Annotated in this window: 18 protein-coding genes; 6 read left to right on the plus strand and 12 right to left on the minus strand. The window is 48.4% G+C overall.

Annotation, left to right across the window (positions count from 1 at the left end):
• Nucleotides 1–4: 4 nt before the first annotated feature.
• The gene (locus tag MKY22_RS13195; RefSeq protein WP_029342549.1) at nucleotides 5–337 is read right to left on the minus strand and encodes an Asp23/Gls24 family envelope stress response protein; all 333 of its coding nucleotides are present in this window, start codon (nucleotides 335–337) and stop codon (nucleotides 5–7) included.
• 57 nt (nucleotides 338–394) lie between these two features.
• Nucleotides 395–1,456: an acyltransferase family protein gene (locus MKY22_RS13200; RefSeq protein ID WP_341089101.1), complete on the minus strand. Its 1,062-nt coding sequence runs from the start codon at nucleotides 1,454–1,456 to the stop codon at nucleotides 395–397.
• A 42-nt stretch (nucleotides 1,457–1,498) separates the two neighbouring features.
• Here MKY22_RS13200 and MKY22_RS13205 point away from each other — a divergent pair, with 42 nt between their 5' ends.
• Both MKY22_RS13205 and MKY22_RS13210 read left to right on the plus strand, forming a co-directional pair.
• The gene (locus MKY22_RS13205; RefSeq protein WP_341089103.1) at nucleotides 1,499–2,239 is read left to right on the plus strand and encodes an SGNH/GDSL hydrolase family protein; all 741 of its coding nucleotides are present in this window, start codon (nucleotides 1,499–1,501) and stop codon (nucleotides 2,237–2,239) included.
• Between the two features lie 332 nt (nucleotides 2,240–2,571).
• A complete protein-coding gene (locus MKY22_RS13210; protein WP_290721232.1) occupies nucleotides 2,572–3,039 on the plus strand; it encodes a hypothetical protein in 468 nt (155 codons plus the stop codon).
• Between the two features lie 60 nt (nucleotides 3,040–3,099).
• Here MKY22_RS13210 and MKY22_RS13215 read toward each other — a convergent pair whose 3' ends face one another.
• Complete coding sequence (locus tag MKY22_RS13215; protein WP_341089109.1) at nucleotides 3,100–3,696, minus strand: alpha/beta hydrolase; 597 nt, start codon at nucleotides 3,694–3,696, stop codon at nucleotides 3,100–3,102.
• Nucleotides 3,693–4,628, minus strand: coding sequence for a VOC family protein (locus MKY22_RS13220; RefSeq protein ID WP_341089110.1), 936 nt, complete (start codon nucleotides 4,626–4,628; stop codon nucleotides 3,693–3,695). The genes MKY22_RS13215 and MKY22_RS13220 overlap by 4 nt, the downstream gene beginning before the upstream one ends.
• 179 nt (nucleotides 4,629–4,807) lie before the next feature.
• Between MKY22_RS13220 and MKY22_RS13225 the strand changes: the two genes are divergently transcribed.
• The 3 genes from MKY22_RS13225 (at nucleotide 4,808) to MKY22_RS13235 (ending at nucleotide 7,385) form a co-directional block, all read left to right on the plus strand.
• The gene (locus MKY22_RS13225) at nucleotides 4,808–5,701 is read left to right on the plus strand and encodes an ABC transporter ATP-binding protein (protein WP_290777074.1); all 894 of its coding nucleotides are present in this window, start codon (nucleotides 4,808–4,810) and stop codon (nucleotides 5,699–5,701) included.
• A complete protein-coding gene (locus MKY22_RS13230) occupies nucleotides 5,691–6,890 on the plus strand; it encodes an ABC transporter permease (protein ID WP_341089116.1) in 1,200 nt (399 codons plus the stop codon). Before MKY22_RS13225 ends, MKY22_RS13230 begins: the two co-directional genes overlap by 11 nt.
• Nucleotides 6,891–6,956: 66 nt before the next feature.
• A complete protein-coding gene (locus MKY22_RS13235; protein WP_029342557.1) occupies nucleotides 6,957–7,385 on the plus strand; it encodes a hypothetical protein in 429 nt (142 codons plus the stop codon).
• Between the two features lie 48 nt (nucleotides 7,386–7,433).
• On the opposite strand, the gene MKY22_RS13240 is transcribed toward MKY22_RS13235, so the two are convergent.
• The 8 genes from MKY22_RS13240 to MKY22_RS13275 all read right to left on the minus strand — a co-directional run bounded on the left by MKY22_RS13240 (nucleotide 7,434) and on the right by MKY22_RS13275 (nucleotide 15,846).
• The gene (locus tag MKY22_RS13240; RefSeq protein ID WP_029342558.1) at nucleotides 7,434–8,063 is read right to left on the minus strand and encodes a helix-turn-helix domain-containing protein; all 630 of its coding nucleotides are present in this window, start codon (nucleotides 8,061–8,063) and stop codon (nucleotides 7,434–7,436) included.
• Between the two features lie 30 nt (nucleotides 8,064–8,093).
• The gene (locus MKY22_RS13245; protein WP_341089121.1) at nucleotides 8,094–10,025 is read right to left on the minus strand and encodes an ABC transporter permease; all 1,932 of its coding nucleotides are present in this window, start codon (nucleotides 10,023–10,025) and stop codon (nucleotides 8,094–8,096) included.
• Nucleotides 9,991–10,755 (minus strand): ABC transporter ATP-binding protein, encoded by a 765-nt coding sequence (locus tag MKY22_RS13250; RefSeq protein WP_029342560.1) that lies wholly within the window; start codon nucleotides 10,753–10,755, stop codon nucleotides 9,991–9,993. The genes MKY22_RS13245 and MKY22_RS13250 overlap by 35 nt, the downstream gene beginning before the upstream one ends.
• Entirely contained in the window at nucleotides 10,748–11,740 is a 993-nt protein-coding gene (locus tag MKY22_RS13255; RefSeq protein ID WP_214727670.1) for a sensor histidine kinase, read from the minus strand. Before MKY22_RS13255 ends, MKY22_RS13250 begins: the two co-directional genes overlap by 8 nt.
• Entirely contained in the window at nucleotides 11,737–12,423 is a 687-nt protein-coding gene (locus tag MKY22_RS13260; protein ID WP_047393119.1) for a response regulator transcription factor, read from the minus strand. The genes MKY22_RS13255 and MKY22_RS13260 overlap by 4 nt, the downstream gene beginning before the upstream one ends.
• Before the next feature lie 97 nt (nucleotides 12,424–12,520).
• On the minus strand, nucleotides 12,521–14,437 hold the full coding sequence (locus tag MKY22_RS13265; RefSeq protein WP_341089129.1) for an ABC transporter permease: 1,917 nt from the start codon (nucleotides 14,435–14,437) through the stop codon (nucleotides 12,521–12,523).
• A complete protein-coding gene (locus MKY22_RS13270) occupies nucleotides 14,424–15,185 on the minus strand; it encodes an ABC transporter ATP-binding protein (protein WP_341089131.1) in 762 nt (253 codons plus the stop codon). Before MKY22_RS13270 ends, MKY22_RS13265 begins: the two co-directional genes overlap by 14 nt.
• A 157-nt stretch (nucleotides 15,186–15,342) precedes the next feature.
• Complete coding sequence (locus MKY22_RS13275; RefSeq protein ID WP_035396161.1) at nucleotides 15,343–15,846, minus strand: PTS sugar transporter subunit IIA; 504 nt, start codon at nucleotides 15,844–15,846, stop codon at nucleotides 15,343–15,345.
• Nucleotides 15,847–16,021: 175 nt separating this feature from the next.
• Here MKY22_RS13275 and MKY22_RS13280 point away from each other — a divergent pair, with 175 nt between their 5' ends.
• Entirely contained in the window at nucleotides 16,022–17,728 is a 1,707-nt protein-coding gene (locus MKY22_RS13280) for a M3 family oligoendopeptidase (protein WP_341089135.1), read from the plus strand.
• The last annotated feature ends 70 nt before the right edge of the window (nucleotides 17,729–17,798 follow it).

Consider the following 17,798-nt stretch of genomic DNA (forward strand, 5'->3'; position numbering starts at 1 on the left):
TTGCTTATCCTTTTAAGAGTCCGATGACGCGGACGTTGATCGCTTTTGGTTGGAACGCGAGCATGTTTTCCATGTCTTGTGCGATCCTTTCTTGGACTTTTCCAGCTGTCTTGATGATCGACATGCCGTATTTGATATGCACGGACAGACTGACCGTGATGTCGCCACCGACATCTTCGACTTTTACGAGTTTGACCATCTGTTTTTCCTGCAATTTCGAATCATCTGCTGTAAAGGCGATGCCTTCCGTTTCTTGAACGGCTACCCCTGCGATGACCTCGATGACTTGTTGCGAGACGTTCACGACACCGTCCGCATTATTTAAATTATATGACATACCTTCCACGCCCTTCGTCTAGTAATCCATCTATCTTAAAGTGTAATGCATTCCGCCTTATTTTGAAAGGTCTTCCCGTTTCTCGACGATCGGGCGAATGTCGATCTCAATCAAAGGACGGAGGACACGGACGACGAGCGGGTGTATGATGATACCAACGATCAACAAGGCGACGCCAATCATGATCAGTAAGGCAAGCCATGCTTGTGGAACGAACGCATCCGTCACATATTGACGCCACGCCATGACGAAGAAGACATGGAGTAGATAAACGTAGAGGCTGAGTTCCCCAGCTCGTGTGATGAGCGGGAGGCGACGCATCGGAATCAACATCATGAAACCGATCGAGGCCGCGATCGACAAGACATAGATGACGCTATGCTTGAGTACCCCAATCCACGTGTCACTGTCATACTGTTCAGCGTACGGGAAACGATGCTTGAAGGCATTCGCGAAATCGACGATCTCTTGCGGTGTGTCACGCCACGCCTCGAACAATAAGAAGCCCATGACGGCTGCGAACGTCACACCACCAATCAAGCGGACGTTCATCCGGCGCTTGAAGTTCTTCGGCATCTCGAAGATGCGGATGAATTCGTGTTCCGATAGGTAGTTCCCGAGCAAGAAATACGGATAGAACATGATCAGCTTCCGAAGTGCCAAGAATCCCGTGTTCTCGAGTTCGAATCCATACAGCAAGGCGAAGGCAAGACCGAACCAGACATATCCACGCAAGTGAACGACATATGGCGTCACGATGTACCAGACGACCATGACGAACAGGTACCAAAGTGCCCAGTAGGGACGTAGGAGATGCGTACCGATGTTTTCACCGGAAAAGAGCGGCAATCCTTCTCCAAGCGTCGCCCAAGATCCAATTAAGATTTGCCAGACACAGTAGACGGCAAATAGTTGGATGACACGTAAATACTTGTTTTCGCGGAAGAAATAACCGCTTAAAATAATGAATAATGGCATATGAAACGAGTAAATCAACAGATAAACCGTCTCAAGCAACTTTCCGTCATAATCAAACCGTAAATCCGTCAGCATGTGACCAATGACGACGAAAATGACAAGAAAACCTTTGATATTATCAAACCACGGATTCCGATTCATGTTACACTACCCCTTATACTCCCTCGAAAGGAACGAATGTTTATGAAAAAGACACTCCTGATTCTATCTGTCGTCTTGAACGTCGTTCTCCTTGCATTGTTACTGGGACGTAAACCTCTCGAACTATTCGAAAGCGTCTTACCTGCAACGAGTACGACTCCAGTCACGACATTCCAATACGATAAGAACCCGAACTATGTCCGTTTGAATAGTTTATTCCATACTTATCGATACCCAAAATCAGCGAACGCTGTCATGTTAGGTGACTCGATGACGAATTTTGCCGATTGGCGCATCTTGATGGAGGATCCGACAATCATTAATTTCGGGATTCCTGGCGATACGACAGAAGGCTTTTTGACTCGCCTCGACTTGATCATCGAGATGAAACCAAAACGCGTCTTCCTGATGGGTGGTATCAATGATATTCGTCACTATACACCGATTCCGCAAATCACTGAGAACATGACGACGATTGTGACGACACTTCGAAAAAATAACATCGACGTCGTCATTCAGTCAACCGTTCCTGTCGCACCGAAGTATTCGGATTCCGTCCGAATCAACCGTGATGTCGAAGCGTTGAACCGGAATTTACAAAATCTCGCTCAATCGCTTAAGGTTCCATTCGTCGACTTACGACCTGTCTTGACGAATAAACAAGGATATCTTCAGAATCGCTTGACGTATGATGGATTACATCTCGTCGGTGGCGGTTATCTACGCTGGAGTGATGCGCTGAAACCCTATGCGCTGAAAACCGATTTGACAGCAAATAACTAAACGAAAAAGCGGCTCATCCCGATTTCCGGGATGAGCCGCTTTCGATTATTAGTCTTCTTGGTTTTTGACACCCATGTACGCTGCGACGCTCGATGCTGAGAAAACTGCAACGGCAACGATACCGACAGCAATCCAAATCACTTGATCCATCATTTCTTTATATCCCCCTTTATGTAACCGCTCACTTCTACATTTAGCGTACACGAATTTCGTCAAGAAAGAAACACATTTTCCATGTCTAATGACTAGACGATTCGGGAAAAAGTAACTATAGTAGAAGGACAACTAAAAATTGTCAGAAAATTCGATTATTTAACAAGGAGGTGTTTCTGATGGCCACTTCATTGCTTACGCCGAAAGTGACGTTACGACATCGAAGTACTCTCAACTTTGGATATTGGCTTGTCATCGGATGCATAGGATGGGGGATGCTTGCCCTCGTCACGAATGTTGGTACTATTATTAGTCGTCTTCCTTTATATGAAAGCATTCCCCTCGCCATCCTTGTACTTGCCCTCACAGGTGTCGTACTAAAAATGGCGCGTGACGAGTGGTGGATTCGTTATCTTGAACGTCAGACCCAGTATTACATCGGACACGAAACCGTGACCGGTTGGTGTACCACGATTGATAGCATGTGGCTGATCCGTAAGACGATGCGCCGTGAACTTCGCCTGCTCTACCGGCAGCTTGCGCAGACGAAAGCATCGGAAGAAGTGAAACAGACGCTCGCCCTTCAGCTCGTCGAGCGTGGTGTGCTCATCGTCTATTCTCGACCAAAAAGTGATCATCCTGCTTGAAACGAAAAGAGGACTGCCCCATCATCTTCTATGAAAGAAGGAGATGGGGCAGCCCTTTTTTTAATGTTTCAGCCAATCCGTTGCCGCTTCAATCGTTGGCATGACCAGTTGGTGACCATGATTCGACCACGTGACGTCGACTGATGCACCGGCTTGCTTCAAGAGTGCTGATAATTCTTCCGTTTCCTGAGCCGGACAGATTGGGTCATTGCTTCCGGCGCCGATGAAGACGCGCACGTCTGATAAATCAGGTAACGTCACACCACGACGTGGTACCATCGGATGCAACAGAATCGCTTGTTTGAACAAGGCTTCTTCGAACAACATATTCGCCGCGATGTTCGCACCGTTCGAATATCCGACTGGAATCAGACGATCGAGATCAAAACCACGCTCCGCTGCCTGGTCACGTAAAAACTGAATTAAACGTGCTGTCCGTAAAGCGAGGTCTTCTTCATCGAAGACGCCTTCTGCGAGTCGTTTGAAGAATCGTGGCATCCCGTTTTCCGAGACTTCCCCGCGGACGGACAAGTAACCTGCTTCCGAATCGAGCAACGAGACGAGTCCGACGAGATCTTGTTCCGTTCCGCCTGTGCCATGTAAAAATAAAAAGATGGGTGCGTCTGCTGTTTTTGGTGCTTGGTATAAATGAATCATACGAGTCTCCCCTTCGGTACAGTAATAGGTGTTACATGATTTGTGATCGCCGTACGATGTGCTTCGAATTGTTCCGGCAACTTCAAGTCTTCTCCGAGCATCTCGAACTCTTCATCGATTGCGAATCCTGGATTGTCGGTCGCAATTTCATGGAGGATCCGACCGCGGTCATGGAAATAGATCGATGTGAAGTAATTGCGGTCCTTCACTTCAGTGGTCAGCAAACCGAACGCGTTGATGGCGTTCATCCAGTCGAGTTGTTCCTTTTGATCCGTCGCCCGCCACGCGATATGGTGAACCGTTCCCGTTCCCGGACGACCGACTGGCATTTGACCATGAACGACGTCAACGACATTCCCGAACTCGCCTTCTGCGATGTACCGGTCAACGGTTTCCGTCCGTTTGCTGAGTGTCAGGCCGAATGTGTCTGTCAGTAATTTTGCTGTGTCTGATGGATCCCGTGACAGTAACGTCGCTCCCGCGAATCCTTTAATCGCGACCTCACGTGTGATGCTGTCGATTTCATAGCGACTGTTCGGTCCCTTGCGTTCGACGAGTTCAATCTGGAGACCATGTGGATCTTCGAAGGCGATCTGTTGCTCTCCGAAACGAACCGTCTCTTCAAACGAGACGTTTTTTTCTGTCAGTCGCGCTTTCCAAAAATCTGCTGCACCGACCGGAATCGCGTAAGCTGTCGTTCCGACTTGTCCGGCACCGACCTGTCCTTTTGCCATGCCTTTAAACGGAAAGAACGTGATGATCGTTCCCGGTGCTCCGGATTCGTTCCCAAAATAGAAGTGGTACGTTCCTGGATCATCGAAGTTGACCGTTTTTTTGACGAATCGTAGTCCGAGAATGGTTCCGTAAAAATCGAGATTTTCTTGTGGATCGCCGACCATCGCTGAGATATGATGAATGCCTTGCGTTTTCATATGATGCGTTCCTCCTTCAGTCGTATCTATTAACACAATAATAGTAACTAATGTACAAAAAGTAAACCGATAAGCCTTTTCATTACTGCTTTCTGGAACCTTTACCCATTTTTGACCGTAGGACACTAAGTAACAATGATACACTTGTCGTGCAACAGACGTCTTTAAAGGAGGTTCTTATGTTAGAAATCAAACACATCACGAAGCGTTTCGGCGATTTTACGGCCGTAGATGCTTTGACGATCGAGGTGCCACGCGGGCAAATCTTTGGTTTGCTTGGTGCGAACGGTGCTGGAAAGACGACGACGTTCCGGATGCTGCTCGGTCTACTGCAACCGACTGAAGGATCGATCACCTGGAATGGAGAGCGTATTCCGACTTCAAAAATCGGATACCTTCCGGAAGAACGAGGTCTGTATCCAAAAGTCCGCGTCGACGAACAACTCTTGTTCCTCGCAGAACTCCGGGACATGAAACGGAAGGATGCGAAACGAGCCTTGACGGAATGGCTCGACTATTTCCAAATTCCCCAGTATGAAAAAATGCGTGTCGAACAACTCTCAAAAGGAAATCAACAAAAGATTCAGTTGATCTCTGCCGTCCTACATAAACCTGAACTGCTGATTTTAGATGAACCGTTCAGCGGACTCGACCCGGTCAACGCTGAACAATTAAAACGTGCCGTCAAAAAGTTAACCGTCGACGGAACGACGATCGTCTTCTCAAGTCACCGGATGGATCATGTCGAAGAACTCTGCGAACACGTCGCGATCCTCGATCACGGAAAACCCGTCGTTGCTGGCTATCTTCCTGACATCAAAGCGGGATACGGAAAAACACGTGTCCTCTTGACGACAGATGCCCCGCCACTCCTGTGGGATAGCTTGCCAGGTGTTCTACAAGTCGAGTCAGACAATAATGGACATATCGTCCAAGTCTCTTCAAAAGAAACGGCTGATCAACTTCTTCAACATATCGTCAGCCATGGACACCATGTCGATCGTTTCGTCTGGGATCAGTTATCCCTGCAAGATATCTTCATCGAGGAGGTCGGCAAACGTTATGAACCGTAAATTCCTGACTTTATATCGCTTCAATCTACTTCAAAAATTACGTGCTAAAAGCTTTTTGATTTCGACGGTCCTGATGGTCCTGTTCCTTGTTGGCTTTGGCAATATCGAACGGATTCTCGACTGGTTTTCGGGTGACGATCCAAAAGTTGCTCTCGTCAGTGAATTGTCGACCAATCTTCGTCCGGCCTTGAAGAAGGCTGGTGTCACTTCAGACATCACGACGAAGGAATATACGGTCGCACAAGCACGAAAGGCAGTCGACCGCGGTACATTCGATGCCGTGGCAATCGTTCAGGATTCGTATGACGTGACACTCGTCAGTGCTAGTCCTGAGTCTGAATTACAGACACAGGTCGCAACAGTCGTCAAACAAGTCCGCGATCAAGCCGTCATCACGGATGCTGAAATCGATCCGAACGTCCTTGCTTCGCTCGCTGAACCTGTTCCTGTCAAACAGGAGTTGACGTCGACGGGTGGGAAAAGTGAAGATGAACTCTTTGCTGCCTCGGCGCTCGTCTATGTCTTGTTGTTCTTGATGTACTTCACGATTGCAATTTACGGCGGGATGATCGTCACGGAAATCGCGAACGAAAAGTCATCCCGTGTCATGGAGTTGCTGATTTCAGCAGCGAGTCCAATTCAACATATGCTGGCGAAGATCCTCTCGATCGCTACGGTCAGTCTCGTACAATTGTCGATTCTCGTTGGTGTCGGCTACTACAGTGCTCAAAGTAGTAGTTTATTCGATCAGTTATCACTCGATTCCTTGAGTGCTCGGACGATCATTTATCTGTTCGTCTTCTTCCTGCTCGGATACTTCCTGTACGCGACGCTCCTCGCGGCACTCGGTTCGCTCGTCAGTCGGGTCGAGGATGCGCAGCAAGTGACGTTACCGGTCATCTTGTTGATCGTTGCTGCCTTCATGATTTCGATGTTTAGTCTGAATGCACTGACGAACCAAGCTGTCGTCGTCCTGTCATTCGTGCCGTTCTTCACACCGATGGTCATGTTCCTGCGCGTCATGTTGACCGATGTATCGCTATGGCAAGTGTCAATTTCGCTCATCTTGATGCTGATCAGCATCTCGCTTGCCTTATTCGTCGGAACAAAATTCTATCGGGGTGGTGTTCTGTTCTATGGATCGAATCCACTCAAACAGTTGCGCCGGATCTTAAGCGGTCGCCGGTAACAGTTTACAAGACGAATCGTTTCCGCTATCGTTAGGTGAGAAAAAGCCTTTAGGAGGAACTACGTTATGCGGTCTCGTTTTTGGGCAGCGATCCTTTTCACAGCTGCTGCCATGGTCTCGTCACTTGTCATGTTCACGAAATTCCCGCAAGCGAGTGCGACATGGGAACTCGTCCTTGCCTATGGAGGCATGGCGTTCGTCTCTAGCCTCTTTTGCTGGTCCTTCGTTGCGGTGCGCCGCCACTCTTCCCGTTTATACGGAAGCTGGGTCGGTGTCTTCATCGCCGGACTGACTGTCTTACTCGTCTGTATCGCGCGATTCGTCTTGCGTGGTGATGTGATGATGATTTTCAAATGGCAAGCGATGCTTGGTAGCTTAACTCTCAATTTCGGCTATGTCGGTTGGGTACTTGTCATTGCAAATGCGATCATTGGTTTCATCATCGGTCGGATCCGTCAAAAGACGCGTCGTCCACGCCCGATGCCACAACGTTAATAAAAAGTCGCTGTCTTCTGAACGTCAATCAGAAGACAGCGACTTTTTTTATTTACGATGGTAGCGGGAACGACTTTTCCGGTCGCTGTAATCCGCATAATAGGTCGAACTGGATAAAGAAACACCGTCCGTCATGCGATCGAGATATTCATCGAGTTGCATCATCGATGGTAATTTATCCTCGAACAACTCATACGTCTCTTCCGCTTGATCGCGTTGCAATTCCCCTGCTTCCATCACGGCTTCGACGAGCTCATGGAAGATCCGTTGCTCGGTCGCACTCATCGTCTGCTCGATCCGTTTGACGTCCTCATCATACATTAAATCAAACAGGCGCATTCGCTCTTCGAGCTGTTCCTCGACCCACGTTCCATCTTGTCCGAGCGTCTGTTCATAAGCAAGCTTCATCTCTTCGAGCGGTGTGTTCTGTTGCATGATGAATTTCAACGACTCCCCCGTCCAGATATGCCGTGCCAAATAACTAGCGTCGATGTTCAAGACGTCCGCCAATGCTTCGATGTAGGGTTTGGTTGGATAGACTTCGCTGAGCTCCGTCCGGCGGATGAAGTACGGTGCGACGCCGAGTCGTTCAGCCAACTGTTCGATCGTAATCCCGGCACGCTCCCGTAAAATACGAATCCGGTCACCGTAACCCCGATATGGTGAATGGTCTAGCATACGATTCCCTCCCTTATTCCTATGGTATCATCATACCCTTGAATCCGGTGTCGGATACATCGAACTTTCGGATGAATTCCGGAACAGATGCCGTGGGTAACGCAACCAAATCGGTAGGACACTTAAGAAGTACCCGACCGTGACGATACTGATCCAAAATACAGCTAAGTTAAGAAATGACCCCGTCTGTAGTCCGGCTTGTGTGACGACGACTTGGAACAATAAAAAGGCATGAAAGACAGAAATCAGATATGGTATCAGCAAAACAGCGCCATACTTCATTAACAAGTAGCAGCGGATGTTCCCCGAACCGAACCCTAGTGCAAACAACGTCTTCATCCGCTTTTGTTCCTGTTCCGCCGTCATTTGCATCCACACATGCAGAAAACTCGCATTGATGACGAACAACCAGATCGTCAGGAGAACGACGACGAACGTGACGAGTCGTACGATTCGGATCCCGTCGATCTCATCTTCCGTCTCGTTGATTAACTGATAGGGAACCGGTTGCTTATCATCTAGCTTTGCTGCCGACTGGATGTTGCGGACGATTTTCATCCACTGTTTCCAGTCCTTCGTTCCATAATCATGATAGGCTGGCGTATCGAAGACGACGATTTGGCGGACGGGTTGCTTGAGTGTTTGAAAGACGGCATCACTGACGACGAAGATCGTCTCGATTTGATAATTGTAACCAAATACTAAATCGTGAGAAGCAGCGGGAAGTAATTCAAAGTCGGCTTTCTCCATCGCCTGTTTCGCTTTTTTCATCGTCGGTGTGTTCTCTTCGAGTTGTACCGGACGTGCAGGTACAAAGAAACTTTGGCGTCCCGTCGCTGTCCGCTCCTTAAGATGCAGTTGCCGCATCATCTTGTTGTACGACGAGATCGGTAGGAGGACGCGCGTTCCTTCTGCCTTCACTTGGATATCCTGCTGATAGCGATCCGGGAATGCCTCCGTCATCGTCTGCTTGATATCCTTCAATCGTTTCGTCGGTTGAGCGGATTCTTCGTAATAGACGAGACCGAATTGATTTTGGGATGATAAGTCGAGTCCAATCAATTGAAACAAGAAGACCAGTCCGACTGCCGTTAGCGCACACGATGTCAGAATCGTTCCGAGGGCAATGAGCGTACTATTCGTTCGCAATTGATTGGCGATTTCCGAGACGATCAGCTTCCGCAGCGACAAGCGACATGGTCGATATAACTTGGTCAACCATGGTAAGACATATCGACAAATAAAAAACGATCCGATGAAGATGACAAGTGGGAAAAATATATAAAATCCTTCCGTCCGAACAAATGCTAAGGCATAACCATAGATCAACAGGAGTAACGCTCCGATTTGCGTCAGAATCCAGACTCGTTTTCGAAATAGCGAACGGGAACGAGTCGGTCGATCGGGACGAAAGCGGTAGATCGCAAGGACCGTTGCCGTCAGCAAAACAAGGAAAGCGCCACCGATCAAAGCAAGAATCGCATAAAAGGATAATTCGAATTCGATTGCTGGTAAGAACATGACCTTGACAACGGACAGCAACAGCATCTTCGTCAAGACATTACCTAGAATCATCCCCGCAGTGATGGCTAGACCACCAACGATCAAGACTTCAATTAAGAAATACTTTAAGAAGTGTGACAATCCACTGCCAAGCGTCCGCATCGTCCGCAAATCATTCTTACGGTGCTCAAGCATCGTATAGGTCGTCGAATAGATGAACAGGACACTGAAGAATAGGATGATCAGCTCCGCGATGAAGACGAAGAAAATCGTCATCTCGATGACTTGATTCAATTGACTGAGGATTTTAGCGACGTTTTGGAACGATCCATTCGTCAACAAGTTCCAATAACTCGTCACGATCGTCATCGCGATGATGATCGTCAAGGCATAGCCATAATACAACCGCTGATAACGCCGGATGTTACGTAGGGCGTATTGCAGATAATTGATGCTCATCCCCTCCTAGCAGCGATAGTGATTCGATGACCCGTTGGAAAAAGATACGGCGCGGTTCATCGCGGAACAACTCCGTTTGAATACTACCGTCTTTTAGGAACAAAACATGATTACAATACGACGCGACTTGTGGATCGTGTGTCACGATGACCATCGTCATCCCCGTCGCGTTCAACTCGGCTAGGACATCCATGACGTGTTTCGTTGCTTGGAAATCGAGTGCTCCCGTCGGTTCGTCCGCAAGCATCAGACGTGGTGTATGAATCAAGGCACGACCGATCGCGGTCCGTTGTCGTTGTCCACCACTGACCTCATCGACCTGTTTATCTAGCAGATCATCAATTTGTAGACGACGTGCCAACTCCTCCATCTCTTCCCGCGCGAGCTTCGTCTTTTTCCCCGACAGCATCAACGGGACGAGCATGTTCTCACCGAGCGTCAAAGAGTCGAGTAAATTGAATTCCTGAAAGATGATCCCGAGCGTCTCACGCCGGAAACGTGTCATCTCTTTTCGCTTGAACGTCGCTGTATCGACGCCATCGATCAGGATTGACCCCCAACTCGGTTCGTCGAGTGTTGCAAGCAAGTTGATTAGTGTTGATTTGCCGCTACCGGATGGTCCCATGACTGCGACCATCTCACCTTCTTCGACTCGGAAATTGATATCCGTCAACGGTTGTTCCGTCACCTTTCCGGGATAGACCTTCCCTAATTGTTTAACCTCAATCATGTGCGCGACCTCCTACTAATCGAATCCGGCATGTCGTACCGACCCCTTCTTCACTCTCGAGTTCAATCTCGTGCCCGAGCTTCAAGCAGACCTGCTGGACGAAATACAACCCCATCCCGGTCGATTCTCCGTAACGTCGTCCGTTTTCGCCCGTAAAGAACGCATTAAAGACACGTGGGACGTCTCGTTTTGGAATCCCTACACCGTCGTCTTGAACCGAAAGGACGACTTGCCCGTTTGTCACTTCTGCCGTCAGAACGACTTCTCGACCATGTCCCGTCGTGTACTTGATGGCGTTCGTCACGAGCTGTAGGACGAGGAAACGAAACCACTTCGCATCCGTGTAGACGTACACGTCGTCAGCGATATCGAGTTTCGGAAAGACCTGATTTTTAACGAATAATCGTTTCTCTTGATTAATGATACTCGTGACGAGCGGCTTCAGTGCCAATCGTTCCGCCTTCAAATCTGTCTCGATCGCTTCTAAACGTGACGAATAGAGCATCTGGTCGAGTCCACTGCGCAATCGATCGACCTCTTGACGTAAATCCGCTTGATAGTGTTCTCCTGGGTGTTCAAGGATCAACTCGATGACGGATAACGGTGTCTTCATCTGGTGAATCCATTGATCGACATACCGATGCCGTTCCTTTTCTTTTCGTCGCTCAGCAAACAGACTGTTTCGAAACAATGTCTGTTGCCGCTCTAAAAATTGTTCGACGGCAACGGAAATCGGTTCTTCACTATCACTGCGAATCGGTTCTGCGACCGATTGAACCGGCTGTTGCATCCGTCGTAGCAACGGAAGCATGCTGAAGAAACGATAACTGAGATAGATCAGAAGACCGATACTGTTCAAAAGTACGATATAAAAGAAGGCTGCTGGGCGATACAAATCATAGAGCCATAAGACGGCATATAAAATCAGCATTTGTCCGGTAAAGAAGATGATGCCTGGTATCGCGTGCCGTAAAAAGAGCTTCATGGTTCAAGAACCAGTTTATAACCGACACCTCGCACCGTCTCAAGTCCGGCGACACCGATCTCGGCAAGTCGTTTGCGGACACGCGTGATATTGACGTTCAACGTATTCTCATCGACGAACGCTTCGTCATCCCAAATCCGTTCGAGCAGATCGCCCCGACTGACGATCCGTGGACTTGCCGTCAGCAGCATCTCAAGGATCAACCCCTCTTTTTTTGACAGTTCGATTGACTGTTCCCCGTACTCGACGATATAACGATCTAAGTACAACGTGACACCTTCTTTCGTCACCGTTCGCTCATCCGTCTCGTTCGACAGCGTGCCATAGGCTCGGCGAATCTGACTTTTAATCTTCGCGATGACGACCGCTCCTTGGAACGGTTTGACGATGTAATCATCCGCTCCGTATTCGAGCGCCATGACTTGATCCATCTCCCCGACCCGTGCCGAGATGAACAGGATCGGTGCCCGTGTCTTCATCCGTAACTGCCGGCACCAATAGAAACCGTCAAACTTCGGTAAATTGACATCTAATAGAATGACGTCCGGATTCGTCTCTTCATAGACCGCGACGACATCCCCTCGCCCATCTTCAACGACGACTCTAAAATCATAGCGTTCGAGTAGTTCTTTCAATAGTGTAGCAATCTTCATATCATCTTCGACTAATAAAATCGTATGCATCGTTTCTGTCAACTCCTTCTCCCTTTATCATAACGAACTCAAAAAGGACTGGAAACGATTATTCCGTTTCCAGTTCTGTGTCCCCCTATTTAGTTCATCACGTGACGATGCGGCGATACGCACGGACCGTGACGATATAGTAGATCAGATAGACGATCGTATAACAAACAATCGCAAGTAATGTCGGACGAACGATGTTGTAGTTCAACAGTTTCTGCAAGACCTGCATCGCCACTAAACTATGAACGAGTCCGAGCACGTACGGTAAAGAGAAGACGAATCCAACAAGGCGACGGATGATGCCTGTCTGTTCCTTCTCATCGACACCAATCTTCTGGATGATGGCAAACCGTTGTTTCGATTCTTCTGCTTCCGCGAGCATCTTGAAGTAGATGATCGAACCTGTCGCAAGCAAGAAAACGAGTCCGAGGAAGCCGGCAGCAAACGCGAGTAAGCCGGTCGTTGCCGTCGTCATCGCGTAGACAGGATAATAAGCCGCCATCTCCGTGTCCGCTTGTTTTCCATATAGTTGTGTCAACTGTTTCATCAATCCATCGTCATGACGTTCATCTGAGAACTGATAATTCGTCAGCGTGAAGCCTTTTTCCGGCATCTTCGCGAACGCATCATCGTTTACGACGAAGGCAAGTCGCTGTTTCTCATAAAGTTGAGCGATTGGTAGATTCGTCGCAGCGGTGATACGAAAGGAATCATGAACGTCCTTGATTTTAACACCGACCGGCGATTTGACTTTCATCTTTAACAAATCGTTTCCTTTGAACGTCTCAAGGACGATCGCTTCGCCTTGTTTCGGTTCTTTGATGACCGTTTTCCCGTTCGCTTTCGCGAGCTTGACGTAGTCCGAATAGTTGACGTAGCTGAATTGTCCCGGTTGGTCTTCATATGCATACGTCGCGTAGTAACGTGTAAACGTCAAAGGGTTCGGCAGATCGGTCATCTCATGGTCGACGTTCTTGACGTTGACCATCGTCCGGCTGTCGATCTTCTGGTCAGACTTCGCAATCAGCTTTTCCGCTTCCGCTTGTTTACTGGCAATCGACAGACTGTACGGGACTTGCTCCTCGACCGTCTGATCGATGAAGTAATAAATCGATGTCGCTGTACCGACCGTCGTCAATGTTACGGCAGTGATGACCGTAATCGTCGACAGCATGACGGCATTCGATTTGATCCGTGACAACAATTGCCCGTGCAGAATTAAGTTCGTCCCTTTAAAGTGCCGCGCTTGATTACTTAAGACGCGCAATAAGAAGATCGTGAAATAACTCATCGTTCCGAACGTCCCGAGAATGACGCAGAGCATCAAAAGCGGTGCGACGATCGTAAAGTGATCCATCAATGGTTGTCCCGTTAAATAGTAACCGACACCGATCAAGACGACCGAAAGAACGGCTAGAATCGGATGAACTTTCGGAAGGGATTCCGCTTGTTGTTCTGCCTTGAACAATTCGATCAATGTAAAACGATAAATCGTTCGTGCCGAACGTAAAGCGATGATTAAGAAAATCAACAGGAAGACACCGATCGTCTGTATGACGGAAGCTCCGCTGATCGTAAAGGTCGCATCGACTTGCATCGCCATGACGGAAGCCAGCAACTGCACGAAGTATTTCGAAGCGACGGTACCGATCGCAATCCCGAGGATCAGACCAATCACCCCATACCCCATCGTCTCAAGGAAGATCAGGCGAGCAATCTGCCCCCGTTCTAAACCAAGCAATGCATAAAGTCCGATTTCCTTCTTACGGCGGCGCAAAAAGAAGTCACTTGAATACCAGATGAAGATGGCAGAGAAAAGCGCTAGAATGACACTTGCTCCGGTAAAGACTGTTCCCAGTTTTCCGTACAATTCGTTCGCCTGAAGCATCGCTTCATTCGATCGAATCGCGAGGAACGTATAGTAAATCAGAATCGCAAATGTGACCGCACCGAGGTACATCACGTTTTGACGAATGTTCTTCAAATTTTGAAACGCCAGTTTAGACAAGCTCACGGACGGCACCTCCGAGTTCACGCTGGACTTCCATGATCTGTTCGAAGAACTCCTTCTGCGAACCGAAGCGATGGACTTCCTTGAACAGCTCTCCGTCCTTGACGAACAGAATTCGTTCCGCGTAAGACGCCGTCATCGGATCGTGTGTCACCATCAAGATCGTCGCGCCTTCATCATTCAGTGATCGCATCGCTTCGAGCAATCCGGTCGCGGACTTCGAATCGAGCGCACCGGTCGGCTCGTCGGCTAAAATGAGCGACGGATCATGAATGATGGCACGCGCGGCAGCTGTCCGTTGTTTTTGTCCACCTGATAGTTCGACCGGACGTTTATCGAGTAAGTCGTGGATACCAAGTTGGCGCGCCACACGATCGACACGTTCTAAAATTATTTTTTTATCAACGTTCGCGAGTGATAGCGGTAAGGCGATGTTTTCCCGGACCGTCATCGTATCGAGGAGATTAAAATCCTGGAAAATGAAGCCGAGTTGTTCCCGGCGAAAGCGGGCCAATTGTTTTTCCTTCATCGCTGTCACATCTGCTCCGTTGATTAAAATCGAGCCGTCCGTCGGCTGATCGATCGTCGATAATAAATTGAGTAATGTCGATTTCCCGGCACCGGATGGACCCATGATACTGACGAACTCTCCTTCGTGAACACGGAGCGTCGTCGGACGCAGTGCTTCGTGGCGCGCGGTTTTCGTTTGATAGGTTTTTGAGATTTGTTCTGCTTGTAAGATTGCTTTCATCTGTAATGCCTCCTGTGTTTGATTCATTACACTTAGTCTAGTCCTTCCATGCTTTTCTCAAAATGGACTTTGCTTTCACTTCTCTTACAAAACGGTAAGACAAGGGAGGAGACATCAAAAAAGCCCCCATCCGCAAGGGATGGAGGCGTATCGTATCTTATTTATGAGTTGCTTTGAAGAGCTCTGTGTCACCTGCGACAACAGAAGTTCCTTCAGCTGGTACAGCTGAAAGCGTGAATTGATCGTGGTTTGTCACGATGATCGGTGTGATCGTCGATGGTGCGTTCGCACGGATGTAGTCAAGGTCGAACTCGACGAGGACGTCTCCTGCTTTGACTTTGTCACCTGACTGGACGTGAGCCGTGAAGCCTTCGCCTTTGAGGTTAACGGTATCAAGACCAACGTGGATCAAGAGTTCAAGACCATCTTCACCTTTAAGACCGATTGCGTGTTTCGTCGGGAAGATCGTTTCGACCGTCGCGTTGATCGGCGAGACGACTTTACCTTCTGTTGGTTCGATCGCGACACCGTCGCCCATCATTTTTTGAGAGAAAACTTGATCGGGTACGTTCTCGATGTTGACGATTTTACCTGTAAGTGCAGAAGCGATTTTCGCGTTTCCTGCGTCGTTACCACCAAACAATTTTTTTAAGAATCCCATGATACTATCCCTCTACTTTCTCGATCGTTTTTCTTCCGAATGGAAGTTTCGATTTTTTATAGGAGTAAGCTGTTAGACAGCTCGCTCACGTTCTCACAAAAAGCATACGTTTGTCCCTCTAGTTTTGCAAGTATTTTTGTGTGATAATAGTTAGAAATCATAAGGAGGCGCTTACATGTTACCATTTTCAGAAATTACATATGTCCGTTTTGACCTTGCCTTGCTTGAAACATCAATGAATCAAGCGATCGCTCGACTGACGGAAGCCACACAGGTAGATGAAGCAAACGCAGCCATCACTGAGATTAATACCCTCAGAAATCAATTTGAAACGGCAAGCCAGCTCGTCGAGATCCGTCATACGATTGATACACGTGATACGTTTTACGAAACGGAGCAAGGATTCTTTGATGAAGCGAGTGCAATCTATCAAGGATATGTCTCAAGCTATTATCAAGCGTTGACGACGCACCCACTCCGTAGTGAACTCGAACAGACGCAAGGCAAACAGTTATTCCTAATTGCTGAAGCGAGCCTGAAGACGTTCTCGGAAGAAATCATTCCGAAACTCCAAGAAGAGAACCGTCTCTCGAGTGAATATACAAAACTGATGTCTTCTGCTCAAATCGAGTTCGATGGCAAGACGCTCAACTTATCGCAGTTCGGTCCATATCTTCAATCCCCTGATCGTGATGTCCGTAAAGCAGCTTCTGAAGCACGCTATGGCTATTTAAACGAGCATGGTGAAGCAATCGATACGATTTACGACAAACTCGTCCGGATCCGGACAGATATCGCAAAGACACTCGGTTTCCCATCGTTCGTCGAGCTCGGATACGCACGGATGCTCCGCGTCGATTATAACCAATCAATGGTCGAACAATACCGCGAACAAATCCGCGAGACGATCGTTCCACTCGCGACACAACTCAAAGAGCGCCAGCAACGACGGATCGGCGTCGATCAGTTGTATTACTACGATGAAGGATTTGCCTTCAAGTCTGGGAATGCGACACCGAAAGGCGAAGAGTCGTTCATCATCGAAGGCGGCAAAAAGATGTATGCGGAGATGTCACCGGAGACGAACGAGTTCTTCAACTACATGCTCGACCGGGAAGCACTCGATTTAACGGCGAAGCCTGGGAAAGCCGGCGGTGGGTATTGTACCTACATCGCAGACGAAAAACTCCCGTTCATCTTCTCGAACTTCAATGGAACGGCAGGCGACATCGATGTCCTGACTCACGAAGTCGGGCACGCCTTCCAAGTCTATGAGAGCCGTCACCTGACAGCTCCAGAGAGTGCTTTCCCAACGTATGAAGCGTGTGAGATCCACTCGATGTCGATGGAATTCTTCGCTTATCCGTGGATGGAAGAGTTCTTCGGTGAAGAGACAGCGAAATACAAATTCAATCACCTCGCAGGAAGCGTCACATTCCTTCCGTACGGCGTTGCGATTGACGAGTTCCAACACGTCATCTACAACCAACCGGAATTGACACCAGCTGAGCGTCGCGAAGCATGGCGGACGATCGAGAAGAAATACCTACCGCATCGTGATTACGAAGCGAACGATTATCTCGATTCAGGTGCATGGTGGCATCAACAAGGACACGTCTTCGGTAGTCCGTTCTACTATATCGATTACACACTTGCTCAAGTCTGTGCCTTCCAGTTCTATGCATGGATGGAACAAGACCGGGAAGCGGCTTGGAAGTCGTATCTCGATCTCTGTCGTGCCGGCGGATCGGAAAGCTTCCTCACGCTCGTCGAACGTGCTGGATTGAAGTCTCCGTTCGCACCAGGTACGGTCGAGGCAGCGGTCGCACCGGTCAAAGCGTATCTCGAACAAGCGGACGACCTCGTGCTCGATCGCGTTTAATTATTCGATTTCCTCAATTTATCCATTGAAAAAGGTGAGTTTCCGTCCGGAAACTCACCTTTTCTATTTT

The sequence above is a fragment of the Exiguobacterium sp. FSL W8-0210 genome, assembly GCF_038006045.1.
GTDB lineage: Bacteria > Bacillota > Bacilli > Exiguobacteriales > Exiguobacteriaceae > Exiguobacterium_A.

Bases quoted from the DNA above. Each gene is read 5' to 3' on its own strand.
- MKY22_RS13195 (WP_029342549.1), bottom strand. From the start codon at position 337: ATGTCATATAATTTAAATAATGCGGACGGTGTCGTGAACGTCTCGCAA.
- MKY22_RS13215 (WP_341089109.1), bottom strand. From the start codon at position 3,696: ATGATTCATTTATACCAAGCACCAAAAACAGCAGACGCACCCATCTTT.
- MKY22_RS13220 (WP_341089110.1), bottom strand. From the start codon at position 4,628: ATGAAAACGCAAGGCATTCATCATATCTCAGCGATGGTCGGCGATCCA.
- MKY22_RS13235 (WP_029342557.1), top strand. From the start codon at position 6,957: ATGCGGTCTCGTTTTTGGGCAGCGATCCTTTTCACAGCTGCTGCCATG.
- MKY22_RS13255 (WP_214727670.1), bottom strand. From the start codon at position 11,740: ATGAAGCTCTTTTTACGGCACGCGATACCAGGCATCATCTTCTTTACC.
- MKY22_RS13200 (WP_341089101.1), bottom strand. From the start codon at position 1,456: ATGAATCGGAATCCGTGGTTTGATAATATCAAAGGTTTTCTTGTCATT.
- MKY22_RS13280 (WP_341089135.1), top strand. From the start codon at position 16,022: ATGTTACCATTTTCAGAAATTACATATGTCCGTTTTGACCTTGCCTTG.
- MKY22_RS13240 (WP_029342558.1), bottom strand. From the start codon at position 8,063: ATGCTAGACCATTCACCATATCGGGGTTACGGTGACCGGATTCGTATT.
- MKY22_RS13270 (WP_341089131.1), bottom strand. From the start codon at position 15,185: ATGAAAGCAATCTTACAAGCAGAACAAATCTCAAAAACCTATCAAACG.
- MKY22_RS13225 (WP_290777074.1), top strand. From the start codon at position 4,808: ATGTTAGAAATCAAACACATCACGAAGCGTTTCGGCGATTTTACGGCC.
- MKY22_RS13205 (WP_341089103.1), top strand. From the start codon at position 1,499: ATGAAAAAGACACTCCTGATTCTATCTGTCGTCTTGAACGTCGTTCTC.
- MKY22_RS13260 (WP_047393119.1), bottom strand. From the start codon at position 12,423: ATGCATACGATTTTATTAGTCGAAGATGATATGAAGATTGCTACACTA.
- MKY22_RS13210 (WP_290721232.1), top strand. From the start codon at position 2,572: ATGGCCACTTCATTGCTTACGCCGAAAGTGACGTTACGACATCGAAGT.
- MKY22_RS13250 (WP_029342560.1), bottom strand. From the start codon at position 10,755: ATGATTGAGGTTAAACAATTAGGGAAGGTCTATCCCGGAAAGGTGACG.
- MKY22_RS13230 (WP_341089116.1), top strand. From the start codon at position 5,691: ATGAACCGTAAATTCCTGACTTTATATCGCTTCAATCTACTTCAAAAA.
- MKY22_RS13245 (WP_341089121.1), bottom strand. From the start codon at position 10,025: ATGAGCATCAATTATCTGCAATACGCCCTACGTAACATCCGGCGTTAT.
- MKY22_RS13275 (WP_035396161.1), bottom strand. From the start codon at position 15,846: ATGGGATTCTTAAAAAAATTGTTTGGTGGTAACGACGCAGGAAACGCG.